This is a genomic window from Leisingera sp. McT4-56 (genome assembly GCF_020514995.1).
Taxonomy (GTDB): Bacteria; Pseudomonadota; Alphaproteobacteria; order Rhodobacterales; family Rhodobacteraceae; genus Leisingera; species Leisingera aquaemixtae_A.
Window position 1 is genome coordinate 1 of sequence record NZ_JAJALF010000026.1, and the last position, 15331, is coordinate 15331.

Consider the following 15331-nt stretch of genomic DNA (forward strand, 5'->3'; position numbering starts at 1 on the left):
ACGAGGATCAGTATGTTGCCATGGCACTGCCAAGCGGCCAGCCGATGATGGTCCCGCGGGCCCTGGGCAATCTGATCGTCTACCTGCAATCGGTGCAAAACGGCGGGTAAGGGGCGGAACGATCTGGTCCCGCACCCTGCTGCGGCAGGGGCCGAGGGGCTGCAGGCCCCGATGTTCAGGCGTAGTGCTTGTTCCGGGACATCTTGCCGATGCCGGGGTTCATGCTGTTGGTCGGGTCCACCGATTTGTAGAACGCCGCGAGGTCGGGCTTGGCCGGGTAGAGGTGGCCGACGTTGTGCTCTGCCGGGTATTCGGCCCCGCGCTGATCGAGCAGCGCCAGCATCTTTTCCTTCAGCGCCTTCGGGTCGGCGCCCTTTTTCACGATGTAATCCTGATGCAGCACATGGCACATGAAGTGGCCGTAGTAGAGCCGGCTGACCAGCTGGTCCGCGATTTCCGGCGGCAGCTCCTCGAACCAGTCCTGATCGTTGCGGCGCAGGGCGATGTCCAGGGCGATGATGTCCTCCACCTCTGAGCGGTGCACGGCCATGTAGCGCACCGCGGCGCCGGCCGCTGCAAAGCGGTGCAGCCCGGCCATCTTGGCCTCACGCGGGGTGCATTCGAAATAGCTGAGGTCGCCGTCGCCCGCCATTTCCGCCAGCAGGGCGCGGGCCTCGGCGATGCCACCATCGCGCATCTTGAGGATCAGGTGATGCGGGTGGGACTGGCGGTACGCCCGCATCCGCCGCGGCAGGATGTCCGGCCACAGGCGCGACAGCATCTGCATCACCCGGTCTGTCAGATTGCCTAGGCCGGGAATGCTGGCCAGCCGCGCATCCACTGCGCCCTTCAATGCAAAGAACATCGGCAGCCGGTCGGTGCCGAGCTTGTCGATCATCACCATGGTGTCCTTGCCGTAGAGGTCCGACAGGTCAAAGACATCCCGGTGCATGTATTCGGCGCTGACCGGCAGGGTGGCAAATTCCGCCAGAATGCGGCGGCGCAGGGCGGTCAGCGCCGCTGTGGTCTGGCTGCCCACGTAAAAGGTCAGCTCCTCGGCGTTTTTCGGGTAGGTGTCCAGACGCACCGCAAAGACCGCCAGCTTGCCTGCGCAGCCCGCCGCCTCATAAAGCCGGGACTTGTCGGCGTTGAACCGGGCCGGGGTCGGCGCGTCGATGTTGCGGACCCGGCGGGCATAACCGGTGTCAGAGGCCTTCTGGTTGCCGGTTTCGATATCTTCAGGGCGGTAATCGCCGTTCTGCAGCCGGGTCAGGATCTCCTCCGGGCTGGCGCCCAGATTGATGCCCAGGTGATTGACCAGCTCCAGCTGCCCCTCGGGGGTGATGCGGGCAAACAGCGACAGTTCGGTATAGGACGGCCCCCGCTCCACCAGCGACCCGCCGGAGTTGTTGCAGACGCCGCCCACGATGGAAGCGCCGATGCAGGAGGAGCCGATCACCGAATGCGGCTGGCGGCCCATGGGCTCCAGCAGCTTTTCCAGCGCAAAGAGGGTGCTTCCGGGGAAGCTTACCACCTGCTTGCCGCCATCGAGCAGCTGCAGCTGGTCCATCCGCCGGGTGTTGATCAGCACCACGCCGCGGTCATAGCTGCCCTTGGGGGTGGAACCCTCGGTCAGCCCGGTGTTGGCCGCCTGCATGATGACGATCTTGTCGGCGGCGACGCAGGCCTGCAGCACCTTCCACTGCTCCAGCAGGGTTGCGGGCTGGACCACCGCCAGCGCTTCCCCCTCGCCGGAGCGGAACCCCTTGCGGAACCGCCGTGTGGCGCGGGCGCTTGTCAGTACATGGCGGCGCCCGCACAGGGATTTCAGGGTCTGGATCAGTTCTGCATCGGTCATCGCAGCCGCCTTTCCCTGCTCAGTAAGCCACAGATGGCAGCCAGGTTGCCAGTGCCGGCCACAGGTAGACGAACATCAGGCCGGTCAGCTGCAGCAGTACAAAGGGAATGATGCCCTTGTAGATATGGCCCAGGCGGATCTCCGGCGGGCAGACGCCCTTGAGGTAGAACAGCGCAAAGCCTACCGGCGGCGTCAGGAAGGAGGTCTGCAGCGTCACCGCCACCAGGATCACGAACCACACCAGCGCCGGCTCATCAATGGCGCCGAAACCGGGGATATCCAGCCCCAGCCCGTTCACGATCGGGCGCATCAGCGGCAGAACGATCAGGGTGATCTCGATCCAGTCCAGCACAAATCCCAACAGGAACACGATGAACAGGATCATGAAGACGGTGCCCTCAGGGCCAAAGCCGGTTCCCTGGATCATCTCCTCAATCAGCGCATCACCGCCCAGCTCCCGCAGCACATAGGAGAACACCGTGGCGCCGAGGAAGATCGCAAAGATATAGGCGGTGGTGTTGAAGGTCGCCTTCAGAACATTCACGAGCTTTGCGAGCGTCAGCTTGCGGTAGCCAAGCGCCAGCAGGGTCGCGCCCAGGGCGCCGACGCCGGAGGCCTCGGTCGGGGTGGTGAGGCCCGCGAAGATCGAGCCGAGCACCGCCAGGATCAGCCCAAGCGTCGGCAGCACCGCGATCAGCACGTCCTTGACCGCCGCCCAGTCGGGGCGTTTGGCACCCGCAGGCACCGGGGCCACGTCGCGTTTGATTAGGGCGATCACGAAGATATAGGTGAGGTAGAGCGCGCCGATGATGACGCCGGGGAATACCGCGGCCATGAACAGGTCGCCGACGCTCAGCGCCATCTGGTCGGCCATGATCACCAGCATGATCGAGGGCGGGATCAGGATGCCCAGGGTGCCGGAGGCCGAGACCACGCCGGCCGCCAGCGAAGGTGAATACTTCTGCTCCATCATCGACGGCAGAGACAGCACGCCCAGCAGCACCACCGAGGCGCCGATGATGCCGGTGGAGGCCGCCAGGATGATGCCGATCATGGTGACGGTGATTGCCAGACCGCCGCGCACGGTGCCGAACAAGCGCTGCATCGCCCCCATCAGCCGCTCGGCAACGCCGGATTCATCCAGCATCAGACCCATGAAGATGAACATCGGCAGTGCCACCAGCACCGCGTTCGACATGGTGGCATAGACCCTGTTCACCACTGCGCCCAGGGTCAGGTAATCCAGCCCGGTCAGGGTTTCCTCCAGCCCGGTCCAGTTCATCATGCCGTTGTCGAACAGATAGGCGAGGCCGCAATAGGCCACCCCGACACCGGCCAGCGTCCAAGCCACCGGGAAGCCGGTGAACAAGAGCGCGATGAAGGTGAAGAACATGGCGATGACCAGCTTTTCCTCGGTGGTTTCGACCAGGAAAGTCAGGGCCGTGGCGACAACCGCAAAGCCGATCAGCGCCCAGATCACCAGCCGCAGGCTTTTCCCTGCGCGTTCCTCTGCCGGGCCGGCCAAAAGCGCGTGGGCGTCATGGATAAGGCGGGCCAGCGCCGCCGCCGCGAGCAGCACGAAGCTGAGCGGGATCACCGCCTTCAGCGCCCAGCGGGCGGGCAGGCCGGTGGGGCTGTCGGAGCGTTCGTTCACCCGCCAGCTTTCGTAGAAATAGTCGTAGCCCTGGTCGATCATCAGATAGATGAAGGGCACCAGCAGGGTCAGGATGCCGATCACCTCGATGATCCGCTGGGCGCGGCGGCTCAGCTGCATGTGCAGCACGTCGACCCGCACATGGCTGTCAGTGACCAGCGCGTAAGATATGCCGATCATCGTCACCAGCCCGTAGAAATGCCACTGGATCTCATCGAGCTTGGGATAGTTCTGGTTCAGGAGGTAGCGCAGCGCGACCTGCGAGACGATGGCCAGCACCAGCAGCAAGTTGGCCCACATCACCAGGTTGCCGGTGCCCTTGACCGCGTTGTCGATCCACACCGCCAGCCTTTGCCGGTCCGTGTCGCCGTGCTCAAGGATCTCTTCGTAGCGTTCGATCGGGTCGTCCTGCAGGTGCAGATTCTCGGCCATGGTTTCCTCCTCCGGAACGTGGCGTGCGCGGACGTGAAACCGCCCGTATCAGTCAGGGAAATGACGAAAATCGGGAAAGGCGGGGCGGCGGGAATACGGCCGCCCCGAGGTGCGCAAGCGGGTTACTTGCGCGGGAGGAATGCGTTTTCCTTCCAGACTGCATACCCTTCGCGGAAGGTCTGCATGTCCAGCAACACCTTGCCGAAGAACTGGTCGTTGGTGGCCTCTTCCGCGGCAACCTCGTCCCAGGTGGCGCGGAACAGCTCCAGCATCGCGGCATCCCACTGCTTGATCTGCACGCCGTTGTTTTCGACGTTGTCGATCAGCGCCTCGTGCTGGATTGCCTCGCCTTCGGCAAAGCTGTCGGCCATAGAGGCCTTGCAGGCGTTCTCTATGATCGCCTTGTGCTGCTCGCTGGCTTCGTTCCAGACGTCCTTGTTGACCAGCAGTTCAAACACGGTGGCCTGCTGGTGCCAGCCGGGGAAGTAATTGAATTTGACCAGCTTGTGGAAGCCGAGACGGGCGTCGATCGCGGGCATGGAGAACTCGGTTGCGTCAATCGCGCCCTTCTCCAGCGCCGGGAAGATCTCGCCGCCGGGCAGCAGCGATGTGGCAACGCCCAGCTTCTGCATCACCTTGCCGCCGAGGCCAAAGAAACGCATCTTCAGGCCGTTCAGATCCTCGGCGCTGTTGATCTCCTTGGCAAACCAGCCGGAGGTTTCCGGCGCGATCACGGCGCAGGGCAGCACCTTCACGTTATAGCCCGCCTGGTCGTACATCTCCTGATACAGGGTCATGCCGTTGCCATAGTAGAGCCAGGCCATGTACTCGCCCGCCTCCGGGCCGAATGGCACGGCAGAGAACAGCGGCGCGGCCGGGATCTTGCCCGCCCAGTAGCCGGCGGTGGTGTAGCCCGAGTTGATCTTGCCCGAGGACACCGCGTCGAGGATTTCGAACGGCGGCACCAGCTTGCCGGGCTCATAGACCTTCATCTTGAGGCTGCCGCCGGACATCAGGTCCAGCTGCTCGGCAACCCGCGGGATCGGCGAGCCGAGGCCCGGCAGCGAGGTCGAAAACGCAATCGGGGTTTTCAGCAGCAGCTTGTCCGCAGCCTGCGCGGCGGGGGCCGCCAGCAGCGATGCGGCAACGGCAAGCGAGGTCAGGGTCTTTTTCATGGGGTCTCCTCCGGGTTCAGTCCGGCCGCTCCTCCGGCCGCAGATCCTGCCGCTGGTGCGGCATAACTGGTAAATATTGTTGACCACACAATTCAGTCAATAACTTTATTTACCACTGATGAGGCTTTGCTTGGTCATACAGAGCAGCAGAAAACGCATGATTTTTTGGCCCGGAGAGAGGGGTTTCTAAAATATTCGTTATCTTTCATGCGATTGTACAAAATACCGGCATCCGTATTTCTGGGTACAGCGGCTTGCAGTTTTGCGGGACAGTGGTAAAGTTTCTAAATAACCTCTGTCTTGAGGTTTCCCTGCATTAAAGTGGACGCCATGACCGATATCCGCCCGTTTGACCCCGTTGGACACGAATCAATTGCCGACGCCGTGGTGGAGCAAATCGAGACGATGATCGTCGACGGCATCCTGAAGGAAGGCCGCAAACTGCCCTCCGAGCGGGAGCTGGCAGAGGCGATGGGGGTGTCGCGCCCCAAGCTGCGCGAGGCGCTGCAAACGCTGGAAAGCCGCGGCCTGGTCAATGTCCGCCATGGGGAGGGCACCTTCATTGCGCCGCTTACCGGCCGGGCGATGTCGCCGGCGCTCCTGTCGCTTTACACCCGCCACGGCGGCGCCTTTTACGACTACCTGGAATACCGGCGCGAGCAGGAGGCCTTTGCCAGCCGCCTGGCGGCGATGCGGGCGACCGAATCCGACAAGGCGCGGCTGGCCGAGATCGTCGCCGATATGCAGAAAGCCTGGGAGCAGGACGATCAGGACGCCAGCCAGGAGGCCGACTTCCGCCTACACACCGCGGTGGTCGACGCCAGCCAGAACACCACCCTGATCCACATGATGGCCTCGGTCTATGACCTGACCCGGCAGGGGGTGTTCTATAACCGGGAATTCCTCCGCACGATGGACGGCACCGGGGCGGAGCTGCTGAAACAGCACAAGGAGATTGCCCAGGCGATCATCGACGGCGACCCGGACCGCGCCGAGGCCGCTGCGCGTCGGCACATGGATTTTGTCGAGGAATCCTTCCGCACCGGTCAGGAGCAGCAGGCCCGCGAGATCCGCGCCGCCAAGCGGCGGCAGCTGACCAGATAGGCGGGCATGCAAGGGCGCCTTTGGCCGGGCCGGGCCTCTGCCGCCCTTCCGGCTATTCCGGCAGGCCCGCTTTCAGCATCGCGTCCGCCCAGGATTTGCGCAGCTCGTCATTTCCAAACGCGGTTGAAGCGGTATAGGCGCGGACCGAAAACTGCGGATCTATTGACAGAACGGCCTCGGCTGCTTTTGACGCATTTGCGAGGTCATTGAAGTCCGCGTGGCTCACCGCCAGCCGGATCTGGCACAGGATGCTTCCAGCCATGCGGGTTTCCAGATGCCGGTACACCGTTCGGGCCTGCTCCAGCCGCCCCAGGCCGCGGTAGGCATCGCCGAGATGGGTGAAGTACCAGTCGGGGCAATAGGGGGACAGGCGGATCGCCTTGCGCATGCAGTTCAGGGCGGCGGCGAACTCGCCGCAGCAATTGTGGGTGACGGCCAGAGTGGCGTGCGAGAGGGAAACGCTGGGCTGCAGGGCAATGGCCTGCCGGCCGTGGGCCTTGGCATCCTCGAAGCGCCCCCGGCAGGTGAAAACATAGGCCTGCAGCGCATGGGCGTCAGCTGTTGCATTGTCCCCGGCCAGCAGCTCGTCGCAGAGCGACTGCGCCTCGGTGGAGGCTGCCGCGGGGTCGCTCAGGAAGCCGAAGCGGGCGCCGGACTGCAATGCCCAGCCCAGCCCGATCTTGAGCGAGGAAAAACCGGGATCGAGCGCAATGGCCTGCCGGAACAGGCGGGCGGCTTCCAGGTTGCCTTCCCGGGTGAACTTGTACTGCTCGCTGAGCCCGCGCATCATCAGGTCCCAGGCTTCGAGGTCCGGGGCCTGATCGGCCCAGAGTTTCAGTTCCTGGCCGTGGGTCAGGCTGGCCGCCAGAGCGACGGTGATCTCCCGCGTGATTTCGTCCTGCAGCGCAAAGATGTCGTCGAGCTGCCGGTCATAGCGGTCGGCCCACAGGTGCGCTCCGGTCTGGCATTCAATGAGCTGGCCGGTGATGCGGACCCGCTGGCCGGCCTTGCGCACGCTGCCTTCGAGGACAAAGCGGACCCCAAGCTCCCGCCCCACCTGGCGCACGTCCGGGGACTGCCCCTTGTAGGCAAAAGTGGAGTTGCGCGCCATGACGATGAGCCCGTTGACATGCGACAGGGCAGTGATGATGTCCTCGGTTATGCCGTCCGAAAAATACTCCTGCTCGGGATCGCCGGACATGTTCTGGAACGGCAGCACCGCGATCGACGGCTGGTCCGGCAGCTCCAGCGCTTCGCCGGTCAGGATTTCGTACAGCTCCGGCGACAGGCGGGCAGGGTCGAGATCGATGCTGTAGGCGCTGATGCCGCTTTCGATGTTCTTCAGCTCCTGTTTGCCGAGGCTCCGGAAACTGACCGGCAGTTTGCCGTTCACCTGGCGGTAGACATCTTCCGAGATGCATATGGCGCCCGGCTCTGCCAGGGTTTCCAGCCGTGCGGCGACATTGACGCCGTCGCCGAAGATATCGCTGCCGTCGATGATGATATCGCCCAGGTGGATGCCGGCCCGCAGCTTGATGCGCCGGCTTCCGGAGATGCCGGGTTCGCGCTGCAGCATGGCGCGCTGAATGGCCACGGCGCATTCGGTGGCGTCGACGACGCTTGGGAATTCCGCCAGCAGCCCGTCGCCCATCAGCTTGACGATGCGGCCCTTGAAGGCCCGGATCTGCGGTTTGACCAGTTCGGAGAGCAGGTGCTTCAGCCGCAGCAGCGTGTTCTCTTTATCCCGTCCCATGAGACGGGAGAACCCCACAACATCCGCTGCCAGTATCGCTGCGAGTTTTCGCTCCACCCTTCGCCCTCCCGCCAAGCGACGATACAGGCAACGGCCTGACTGGTCTATGCCGCTGGCGCGCGGCTGGGACCGTTTGAGTTGCGTGAAGGCGCGTTGCCGGCGGCGCTGGTGCCGGCATTTTGCGTCGCTTTCGGGTGCCGGTGTCGTTTCTGGAACAGATGCGCGGCTGAACCTGGGGCTGGCTGGAGGCATGACGCAGAGCTTCATTCCCAAACGCTTTGACCGGCGCGCAACCGGTTGCGATCTGGTGCCGCACTCCTGATGCCGCGCCCCTTGCGGGGCAGTGCAGGTTTCGGATTGCGGGCTGAGGAATGACCCATGACATCATCATCAACTACTGGCGCCGGGCAGGCGCTGCGGCTTGCCATTGATATTGGCGGCACATTCACCGACACCGTGCTGGTGGCGGGGGCAGACAGCATTCTGGCCTCCGCGAAGACCCTGACCACCCACCGGAACCCGGCAGACGGCGCGATGGAAGGCGCGGCGCGGGTGATGGCGCAGGCGGGACGCAGCCTGGGGGAAGTCACCGGTTTCATCCATGGCACCACGCTGGCCACCAATGCGCTGATCGAACGGCGCGGGGCCACGGTGGCAACGGTCACCACAGAAGGATTCCGCGATATTCTGGAGATCGCCTATGAACGGCGCTATTCCCAGTATGACATAAACCTGGAGAAGCCCGACCTGCTGGTGCCGCGGGAGCGCTCGCTGACCATCCGGGAGCGGATGTCGGCGGAGGGCGCAGTGCTGATCCCGATGGAGGACAGCGCGGTTGAGGCGCTGATTGCGGAGCTGGACGCCAGCGGCGCCGATGCGGTGGCGGTCTGCCTGATGCATGCCTATGCCAACCCGGACCATGAGCGGCGGCTGCGGGACATTCTGGCAAAACGGCGGCCCGGGCTGACAGTCTCTATCTCCTCAGAGGTCAGTCCCGAGGCGCGGGAGTTCGACCGGCTCTGCACCACTGTAGCCAATGCCTATATCCAGCCGCTGATGGAGACCTATCTGGCGCGTTTTGCCGAGCGGTTCGCGGCGGAGGGGGTCACTTGCCCGATCCTGATGATGACCGCGGGCGGCGGCATGTGCACCATTCAGACCGCGGCGCGGTTTCCGATCCGGCTGGTGGAAAGCGGCCCGGCGGGCGGCGCCATCCTGGCGGCGCGGATTTCGGCGCAGGCGGGGCTGGATCAGGTGCTGTCCTTTGACGTGGGCGGCACCACCGCCAAGCTGTGCCTGATTGACGGCGCCCGCCCGCAGACTTCGCGCCAGTTTGAGATCGCCCGCGCGGCGCGGTTCATCAAAGGGTCTGGTATGCCGGTGCGGATCCCTGTGATCGAGATGATCGAGATCGGGGCCGGCGGCGGCTCCATTGCCGGGGTGGACCGGCTGGGGCGGCTGACCGTGGGGCCGAAATCGGCAGGGTCCGAACCCGGCCCGGTGGCGTTTGGCCGCGGCGGCACCGAGCCGACGGTGACCGACAGCGACATCACACTGGGCTACATCGTGCCGGACACCTTTGCCGAGGGGCATATCCACATCGGCCCGGAAGCCTCGAAGGAGGCTTTGGCCCGGGTGATCGGCGCCCGGCTGGGGCTGGACGCGGTTGGCGCGGCAGATGGAGTAAGCCGCATCGTTGGAGAAAGCATGGCCAGTGCCGGGCGGATGCATGCGGTGGAGTCGGGTAAGGACCTGGGCCCGCGCACGATGATCGCCTTTGGCGGCAACGGCCCGCTGCATGCGACACGGGTGGCGCGCTCTGCCGGGGTGCCGCGCATCGTGATCCCGCCGAACCCGGGGGTGGGGTCCGCTGTGGGCTTCCTGTTTGCGCCGGTCAGCTTCGAGATCGTGCGCTCGCGCTACTCGCTTTTGGAAACCATGGACATAGGCGGCATCAACGCGCTGTTCGCCCAGATGATCGACGAGGCGCAATCGGTGGTGGTGCAGGGGGCGGGTGATGCCCCGACAGAAATCCAGTGCTCCGCCTTCATGCGCTACAGCGGGCAGGGGCATGAGATCGAGATCCCCCTGCCGGGCCGCGCTCTGACGGCGGAGGATCTTGGTCCGCTGACTACGGCGTTCGAGACGGAGTACGCCAGCCAGTTCTCCCGTCCGGTGCCGGGCATGAAGATCGAGGTCCTGAACTGGGCGGTGCGGGTGGCGACTCCGGATGCGGAGGTGCCTGAGGTACTGCAGACGCCGGAGCTGAGGGATATTGTCCCGGCGGCGTTCCGCCCGGTTGTCTGCGATGTGGAGGGCACAGTGAAACGGGCGGCATTCGTGCCGCGCGCCAGGCTGGAGCCCGGCGACCGCGTCCGCGGTCCGGCACTGATAACTGAACCGCAGACCACCACGCTGGTCTCGGCGGATTTCTCTGCTCACGCGGACGCAATCGGCAACCTTGTCCTGATCCAGGACCAGAAAGGAGGAGCGCAATGACCGCCTTGTCACAGGACTTGTCACCGGCCCGCCTGCAAGTGATGTGGAACCGGCTGCTGGCAGTGGTCGAGGAACAGGGCCAGACCCTGATCCGGGCGGCGTTTTCGCCCATCGTGCGCGAATGCGGCGATATTTCCGCCGGTATCTTCGACGCGCAGGGCCGGATGCTGGCCCAGGCGGTGACCGGCACGCCGGGCCATATCAACACTATGGCTGAGGCGGTGATGCATCTGCGTGAACGCTTCCCGGCTGAAACCATGAAGCCCGGCGATATTTACATGACCAACGACCCCTGGCTGGCCTCCGGGCATCTGAACGATTTCCTCTTGATGATGCCGGTCTTCAAGGGGGGCAGGGTGGTGGGTTACACCTCCTGCACCTCGCATCTGGTGGATCTGGGCGGCCTCGGCATGGGGCCGGAGGGGTCCGACATCTATGATGAAGGGCTGCTGATTCCGCCCTGCAAGCTGGTTGAGGAGGGCGAACCAAATGCGCTGCTCTTGGACATCGTCCGGGCCAATAGCCGCGAGCCGGTGGCAAATGAGGGCGACATCTATGCGCTGATAGCCTGCTGTGAAGCCGGCGCTGCGCGGCTGGCGGGCATGATGGAGGAGTTCGGCATCGGGGATCTGGATGCTCTGGGCGCCTATATCATTGAAACCTCCCGCCGGGGCACAATGCAGGCCATCGCGGAGGTTCCGGAGGGGGTCTATCGCAATGTGCTGAAAATGGACGGCTATGAGAGTGAACTGGAGTTGCATGCCACGCTGACTGTCCGCAAAGACGGCATGCATGTGGATTTCACCGGCACCTCGGGCTGTTCCAGCAAGGGCATCAACGTGCCGCTGAACTATGCCACGGCCTATACGGTCTTTGCTCTGCGCTGCATCGTCGGGCCGGATATCCCCAACAATGCGGGATCGCTGGCGCCCTTCACCGTGGATGGCCCCAAGGGCTGCATTTTGAATGCGCAGCGCCCGGTGCCGGTGGCGATGCGGCATACGCTGGGGCAGGTGACGCCGGACCTGGTGCTGGGCTGCCTGCATCAGGCGCTGCCGGACCGGGTTCCGGCCGAGGGCGCGTCCTGCATGTTCGACCTGCCAATGCGCCACGCGCCGGAGGTGGCCCGCGACGGCGGAAGGGAGTTCGCCATTGAGCCGGTCCACAACGGTGGCACCGGCGCGCGGCCGCATGCGGACGGGTTGTCGGCGACGGCCTATCCCTCTGGGGTCTATGGTTCGCAGGTTGAAATCACCGAGGCGGTGGCGCCGGTCATAATGTGGCGGCGCGAGCTGCGGCCGGACAGCGGCGGTGCAGGCAAATACCGCGGCGGGCTGGGGCAGCGGATTGAGATGACATCGTCGAACGGCGCGCCCTTCGTTGTGTTCCTGTCAGTGGAGCGTCTGAAGTTTCCGGCATTGGGGCGCTTGGGCGGTTTGCCCGGCGCGCCGGGGCGCATCCGGTTCCGTAATGGGGTGCAGGACATTCCGGGCAAGGGCGAGCTGCGGGTGGAGGCAGGGGATTGCCTGATCTTTGAAACCCCGGGCGGCGGCGGTTTCGGCGACCCGGCAGAACGCGATCCGGAGGCGCTGGCGCTGGATGTGCGGCGCGGTCTGGTGACGGAAGAAGGCGCGCGCGCCTATGGGGGCGGCAGATGATCCGCGCGGTGCCGCATGTGGCGGCCATGGCGCCTTATGCGCTGGCGGATCTGGGTGGGGAGGGGACGGTCTCGCTCGCTCAGAATGAAAGTGCGTTCCCGGCCAGCCCGGCGGCACTTGTGGCGGGCCGGGCGGTGCTGGATCAGATGCCGCTGTATCCGGACCCGGAGTGGCCGGATTTGCGCGCCGCGGTGGCAGAGGTGCATGGGCTGGACCCGGACAGGGTGCTGTGCGGTGCGGGCTCAATGGAGCTGATAGGCTGCTTGATCCGTGCCTTTGCCGGGCCGGGTGATCAGGTGCTGGGGACCGAGTTCGGCTATGCCTTCGTGGCGTCTGCCGCGGCGCAGGTGCAGGCACGTTACGTCAAGGCGCGGGAGCGGGAACTGACGGTTTCGGTGGACGATATCCTGGCCGCGGTGACGCCGGAATCCCGGATCGTCTTTGTCTGCAATCCCGGCAATCCGACCGGTACGCTGATCCCCAACAGCGAGATACTGCGCCTGCGCGCAGGCCTGCCGGCGGATGTGCTGCTGGCGGTGGATCAGGCCTATGCCGAGTTTGCCTATGCCGAGTTTGCCGATGCCGGGAACGATCCGGGAGACACCTTCGCGCTGGTGGAGCGCGGCGATACGGTTGTTCTGCGGACACTGTCCAAGGCTTATGGGCTGGCGGGCGCGCGGGCCGGATGGGGGTATTTCCCGCCGGGGATCGCGGGGGAAGTGCGCAAGCTGCTCAATCCCAACAATATCTCCATCCCGTCGCAGGCCATGGCCGCCGCCGCCATGCGGGATCAGGCGCATATGCGGGATGTGGTGGCCAAGACCGCCGTGATCCGCGACCGCTTTGCTGCGGATTGCCGTGCGCTGGGGGTGGAGGTGCCGCAAAGCCATACCAATTTCGTGCTGATCCGCTTTGCCTCAGCGCAGCAGGCGGTTGCGGCGGATGTGGCGCTGCGGGCTGAAAAACTTCTGATGCGCGGGATGGGCGGTTATGGCCTGGGTGATTGCCTGCGCGCCACCATTTGCAGCCAGGCGGTGATGGACCGTGCGATGGACGTGCTGAAAGGAGTGCTGGCATGAAACATGAAACCCGCACCCGCGCAAAGATCGGCGTGCTGGTGCCCTTCACCAACACCAATCTTGAGGCCGACATGATACTGATGCGCTGCCCGGACACCACGGTGCATTTCCAGCGCCTGGGCGGTTATGACGTGGAGGAAATCCCCGGTTCCGACCAGATGGCCGGGCTGGGGGCCTCTGACATCAGCCACGATCTGAGGATGATTGCCGGCGTCCGGCCTGACGTTGTGCTGTACGGCTGCACCTCGGCCACGCTGACCCATGGCCCGGGCTTTGACGCTGAGCTGGCGGCGCAGATCAAGGCGGCGTCCGGTGCCGTCTCCCTGACCGCGGCGGGTTCGCTGGTGGCGGGCATCAAGGCCGTTGCAGCCGCCAGGGTTGGATTTTCCTCCCCCTACCTGGGGGAGATCAACACGCAGGCAGTGGAGTTTCTGGCGCAAAACGGGATTGATACCGTCCGCTGCGCTGATGTGGGCCGTGAGCTGGGCAACTATGGCCAGGGGGAGCTGACTCCGGACGAGGTCTTTGACCTCGCCTGCCGGGCCGACCATCCGGAGGCGGAGGCCATCGTGCTCAGCTGCACCGACATGCGCGCGGTCGAGGCGGTGGAGCGGATCGAGGCGCATCTGGGCAAGCCGGTTGTCACTTCCAACCAGGCGATGATGTTCTGCCTGATGCGGGCGCTGAACCTGCCGCGTCATGGCAGCCTGCCGGGACGGCTGTTTGATCTGCTGTAGAGGGCAGAGGGCCGGGCGTTACGCAAGCAGGTCCCTGATCCCGTAACAGGTGTAGGCAAGCGGCAGGCCGCGGCGGCGGAAACCCGGGAAGGGGAACGCGGCAGGCTGCGCCTGCATGAGCTGCGGCAATGGAGAGCTGCAGGGCTTGCCGGCCGCAATTCCTGCCAGCAGCCGGCCGGTATAGGTTGCCATGGCGACGCCGCCGCCGTGATAACCGAACCCGGTCCAGGCGCGCCGCCAGCCTCCGATCTGCCCGGCATAGGGGGTGAGGCCGCGGGTCAGGCAGACTAGGCCGCTCCAGTGATACGCGGTTTCCGCCTGGGCCAGGGCCGGGAACATCGCTTCGAAACCGCGGCGAATCCGGCGCCGCATCTGATGCGTGGAGCCGGGGGTGATGTTGCTGGTGCCGCGCATCCCGAACAGCACCCGGTTGTCCGGAAGCAGGCGGAAGTAATGCAGCAGGTTGCGGGTGTCATAGGCAATCCGCCGGGAGGTCCAGCCCTGCGCCTGTGTCTCGGCTTCGGTCAGGGGCCGCGTCACCATGATATGCGACACCACCGGCAGGTAGCGCCCGCGCAGCCAGTCCGGCAGGTTGTCGCTGCTGTAGCCGTTGCTGGCGACGACCAGCCGGTCCGCTGTGATACGGCCCGACGGCGTTTCGACGGCGTAGGTGCCGTCCGGCTGCTCCTGCACAGAGTGCGCCGGGGTATTGCCGTGGATTGTGGCGCCGGCCTGCTGCGCCAGGTGGGCCAGTCCGGCGGCGTATTTGCCCGGGTTCAGGCCAAAGCCCACGGGCAACAGAAACCCGCCGTGGAACCCGTCACCGTGCAGGCCCTCCTGCCGCATTTCCGCGGCTGACAGCACCGGGCAATCCACCCCGGCATAGCGGCTGAGGCGCGCGGCCATGTCCGGCAGGGCGCGGGCCGCGCGGGCGCTGTGGGCCAGGCAGTATTCGCCGTCCTCCTGCACATCGGCCGCGATGCTGCCGGTGGAAGTGAGGTCGCGGACCAAGGCGATGGCTTCTTTCTGGGCGCTGTAGAAGGCACGCAGATCGTCTTCGCCGAAGCGGCGGATGATGGCGCTGTCGCCCAGCTTGGCGCCGCCGAAGCCGCAGAAGCCGGCATTGCGCCCCGACGCACCCCAGCCGGGCTGGGCAGCGTCGATCACCAGCGGCACCTCGCCGTGATCGCGGGCCAGATGCAGCGCGGCGCTGAGTCCGGTGTAGCCCGCGCCGATAATGGCCACGCCCGTGCGCCGGTCGCCGTCGAGCGCCGGATAGGCAGGGGCGGCAGTCAGCGTGGCGTCCCAGTAGCTGCCGACCGGGATTTCCGTGTCGTAGGCGTGGGCGTTGTAGATTCGGCGGAGAGTTTTCATGGCGCTGG

The 15331-nt window shown here is 65.2% G+C and carries 11 protein-coding genes; 6 read left to right on the forward strand and 5 right to left on the reverse strand.

Going from position 1 to position 15331, the window contains the following annotated elements:
* Positions 1-175: 175 nt before the first annotated feature.
* From dld to LHL23_RS20510, 3 genes are all read right to left on the reverse strand, one after another.
* On the reverse strand, positions 176-1858 hold the full coding sequence (dld, locus tag LHL23_RS20495) for a D-lactate dehydrogenase (RefSeq protein WP_226431349.1): 1683 nt from the start codon (positions 1856-1858) through the stop codon (positions 176-178).
* A gap of 19 nt (positions 1859-1877) precedes the next feature.
* Positions 1878-3944, reverse strand: a complete 2067-nt coding sequence (locus tag LHL23_RS20500; RefSeq protein WP_319005224.1) for a TRAP transporter large permease subunit — start codon at positions 3942-3944, stop codon at positions 1878-1880.
* A 122-nt stretch (positions 3945-4066) separates the two neighbouring features.
* On the reverse strand, positions 4067-5119 hold the full coding sequence (locus LHL23_RS20510) for a TRAP transporter substrate-binding protein (RefSeq protein ID WP_226431350.1): 1053 nt from the start codon (positions 5117-5119) through the stop codon (positions 4067-4069).
* A 330-nt stretch (positions 5120-5449) separates the two neighbouring features.
* Here LHL23_RS20510 and LHL23_RS20515 point away from each other — a divergent pair, with 330 nt between their 5' ends.
* Positions 5450-6223, forward strand: coding sequence for a FadR/GntR family transcriptional regulator (locus tag LHL23_RS20515; protein ID WP_222482025.1), 774 nt, complete (start codon positions 5450-5452; stop codon positions 6221-6223).
* Between the two features lie 52 nt (positions 6224-6275).
* Here the strand turns inward: LHL23_RS20515 and LHL23_RS20520 are convergent, their stop codons facing one another.
* Positions 6276-8033: an adenylate/guanylate cyclase domain-containing protein gene (locus LHL23_RS20520; RefSeq protein WP_226431351.1), complete on the reverse strand. Its 1758-nt coding sequence runs from the start codon at positions 8031-8033 to the stop codon at positions 6276-6278.
* A 49-nt stretch (positions 8034-8082) separates the two neighbouring features.
* Between LHL23_RS20520 and LHL23_RS20525 the strand changes: the two genes are divergently transcribed.
* Genes LHL23_RS20525 through LHL23_RS20545 form a run of 5 tightly spaced genes read left to right on the forward strand, consistent with a single transcriptional unit; the run spans position 8083 to position 13949 of the window.
* Complete coding sequence (locus LHL23_RS20525; protein WP_226431352.1) at positions 8083-8298, forward strand: hypothetical protein; 216 nt, start codon at positions 8083-8085, stop codon at positions 8296-8298.
* Between the two features lie 56 nt (positions 8299-8354).
* Positions 8355-10475: a hydantoinase/oxoprolinase family protein gene (locus tag LHL23_RS20530; protein ID WP_226431353.1), complete on the forward strand. Its 2121-nt coding sequence runs from the start codon at positions 8355-8357 to the stop codon at positions 10473-10475.
* Positions 10472-12133, forward strand: a complete 1662-nt coding sequence (locus tag LHL23_RS20535) for a hydantoinase B/oxoprolinase family protein (protein WP_226431354.1) — start codon at positions 10472-10474, stop codon at positions 12131-12133. Before LHL23_RS20530 ends, LHL23_RS20535 begins: the two co-directional genes overlap by 4 nt.
* Entirely contained in the window at positions 12130-13212 is a 1083-nt protein-coding gene (locus LHL23_RS20540; RefSeq protein WP_226431355.1) for a pyridoxal phosphate-dependent aminotransferase, read from the forward strand. The genes LHL23_RS20535 and LHL23_RS20540 overlap by 4 nt, the downstream gene beginning before the upstream one ends.
* Positions 13209-13949: a maleate cis-trans isomerase family protein gene (locus tag LHL23_RS20545; RefSeq protein WP_226431356.1), complete on the forward strand. Its 741-nt coding sequence runs from the start codon at positions 13209-13211 to the stop codon at positions 13947-13949. The genes LHL23_RS20540 and LHL23_RS20545 overlap by 4 nt, the downstream gene beginning before the upstream one ends.
* 18 nt (positions 13950-13967) lie before the next feature.
* Here the strand turns inward: LHL23_RS20545 and LHL23_RS20550 are convergent, their stop codons facing one another.
* A complete protein-coding gene (locus LHL23_RS20550; RefSeq protein WP_226431357.1) occupies positions 13968-15323 on the reverse strand; it encodes an NAD(P)/FAD-dependent oxidoreductase in 1356 nt (451 codons plus the stop codon).
* Between the last annotated feature and the right edge of the window lie 8 nt (positions 15324-15331).

Excerpts from the sequence above, each read along its gene's own strand:
- dld (WP_226431349.1), bottom strand. The coding sequence starts at position 1,858 with ATGACCGATGCAGAACTGATCCAGACCCTGAAATCCCTGTGCGGGCGC.
- LHL23_RS20500 (WP_319005224.1), bottom strand. The coding sequence starts at position 3,944 with ATGGCCGAGAATCTGCACCTGCAGGACGACCCGATCGAACGCTACGAA.
- LHL23_RS20510 (WP_226431350.1), bottom strand. The coding sequence starts at position 5,119 with ATGAAAAAGACCCTGACCTCGCTTGCCGTTGCCGCATCGCTGCTGGCG.
- LHL23_RS20515 (WP_222482025.1), top strand. The coding sequence starts at position 5,450 with ATGACCGATATCCGCCCGTTTGACCCCGTTGGACACGAATCAATTGCC.
- LHL23_RS20525 (WP_226431352.1), top strand. The coding sequence starts at position 8,083 with ATGCCGCTGGCGCGCGGCTGGGACCGTTTGAGTTGCGTGAAGGCGCGT.
- LHL23_RS20530 (WP_226431353.1), top strand. The coding sequence starts at position 8,355 with ATGACATCATCATCAACTACTGGCGCCGGGCAGGCGCTGCGGCTTGCC.
- LHL23_RS20535 (WP_226431354.1), top strand. The coding sequence starts at position 10,472 with ATGACCGCCTTGTCACAGGACTTGTCACCGGCCCGCCTGCAAGTGATG.
- LHL23_RS20540 (WP_226431355.1), top strand. The coding sequence starts at position 12,130 with ATGATCCGCGCGGTGCCGCATGTGGCGGCCATGGCGCCTTATGCGCTG.
- LHL23_RS20545 (WP_226431356.1), top strand. The coding sequence starts at position 13,209 with ATGAAACATGAAACCCGCACCCGCGCAAAGATCGGCGTGCTGGTGCCC.
- LHL23_RS20550 (WP_226431357.1), bottom strand. The coding sequence starts at position 15,323 with ATGAAAACTCTCCGCCGAATCTACAACGCCCACGCCTACGACACGGAA.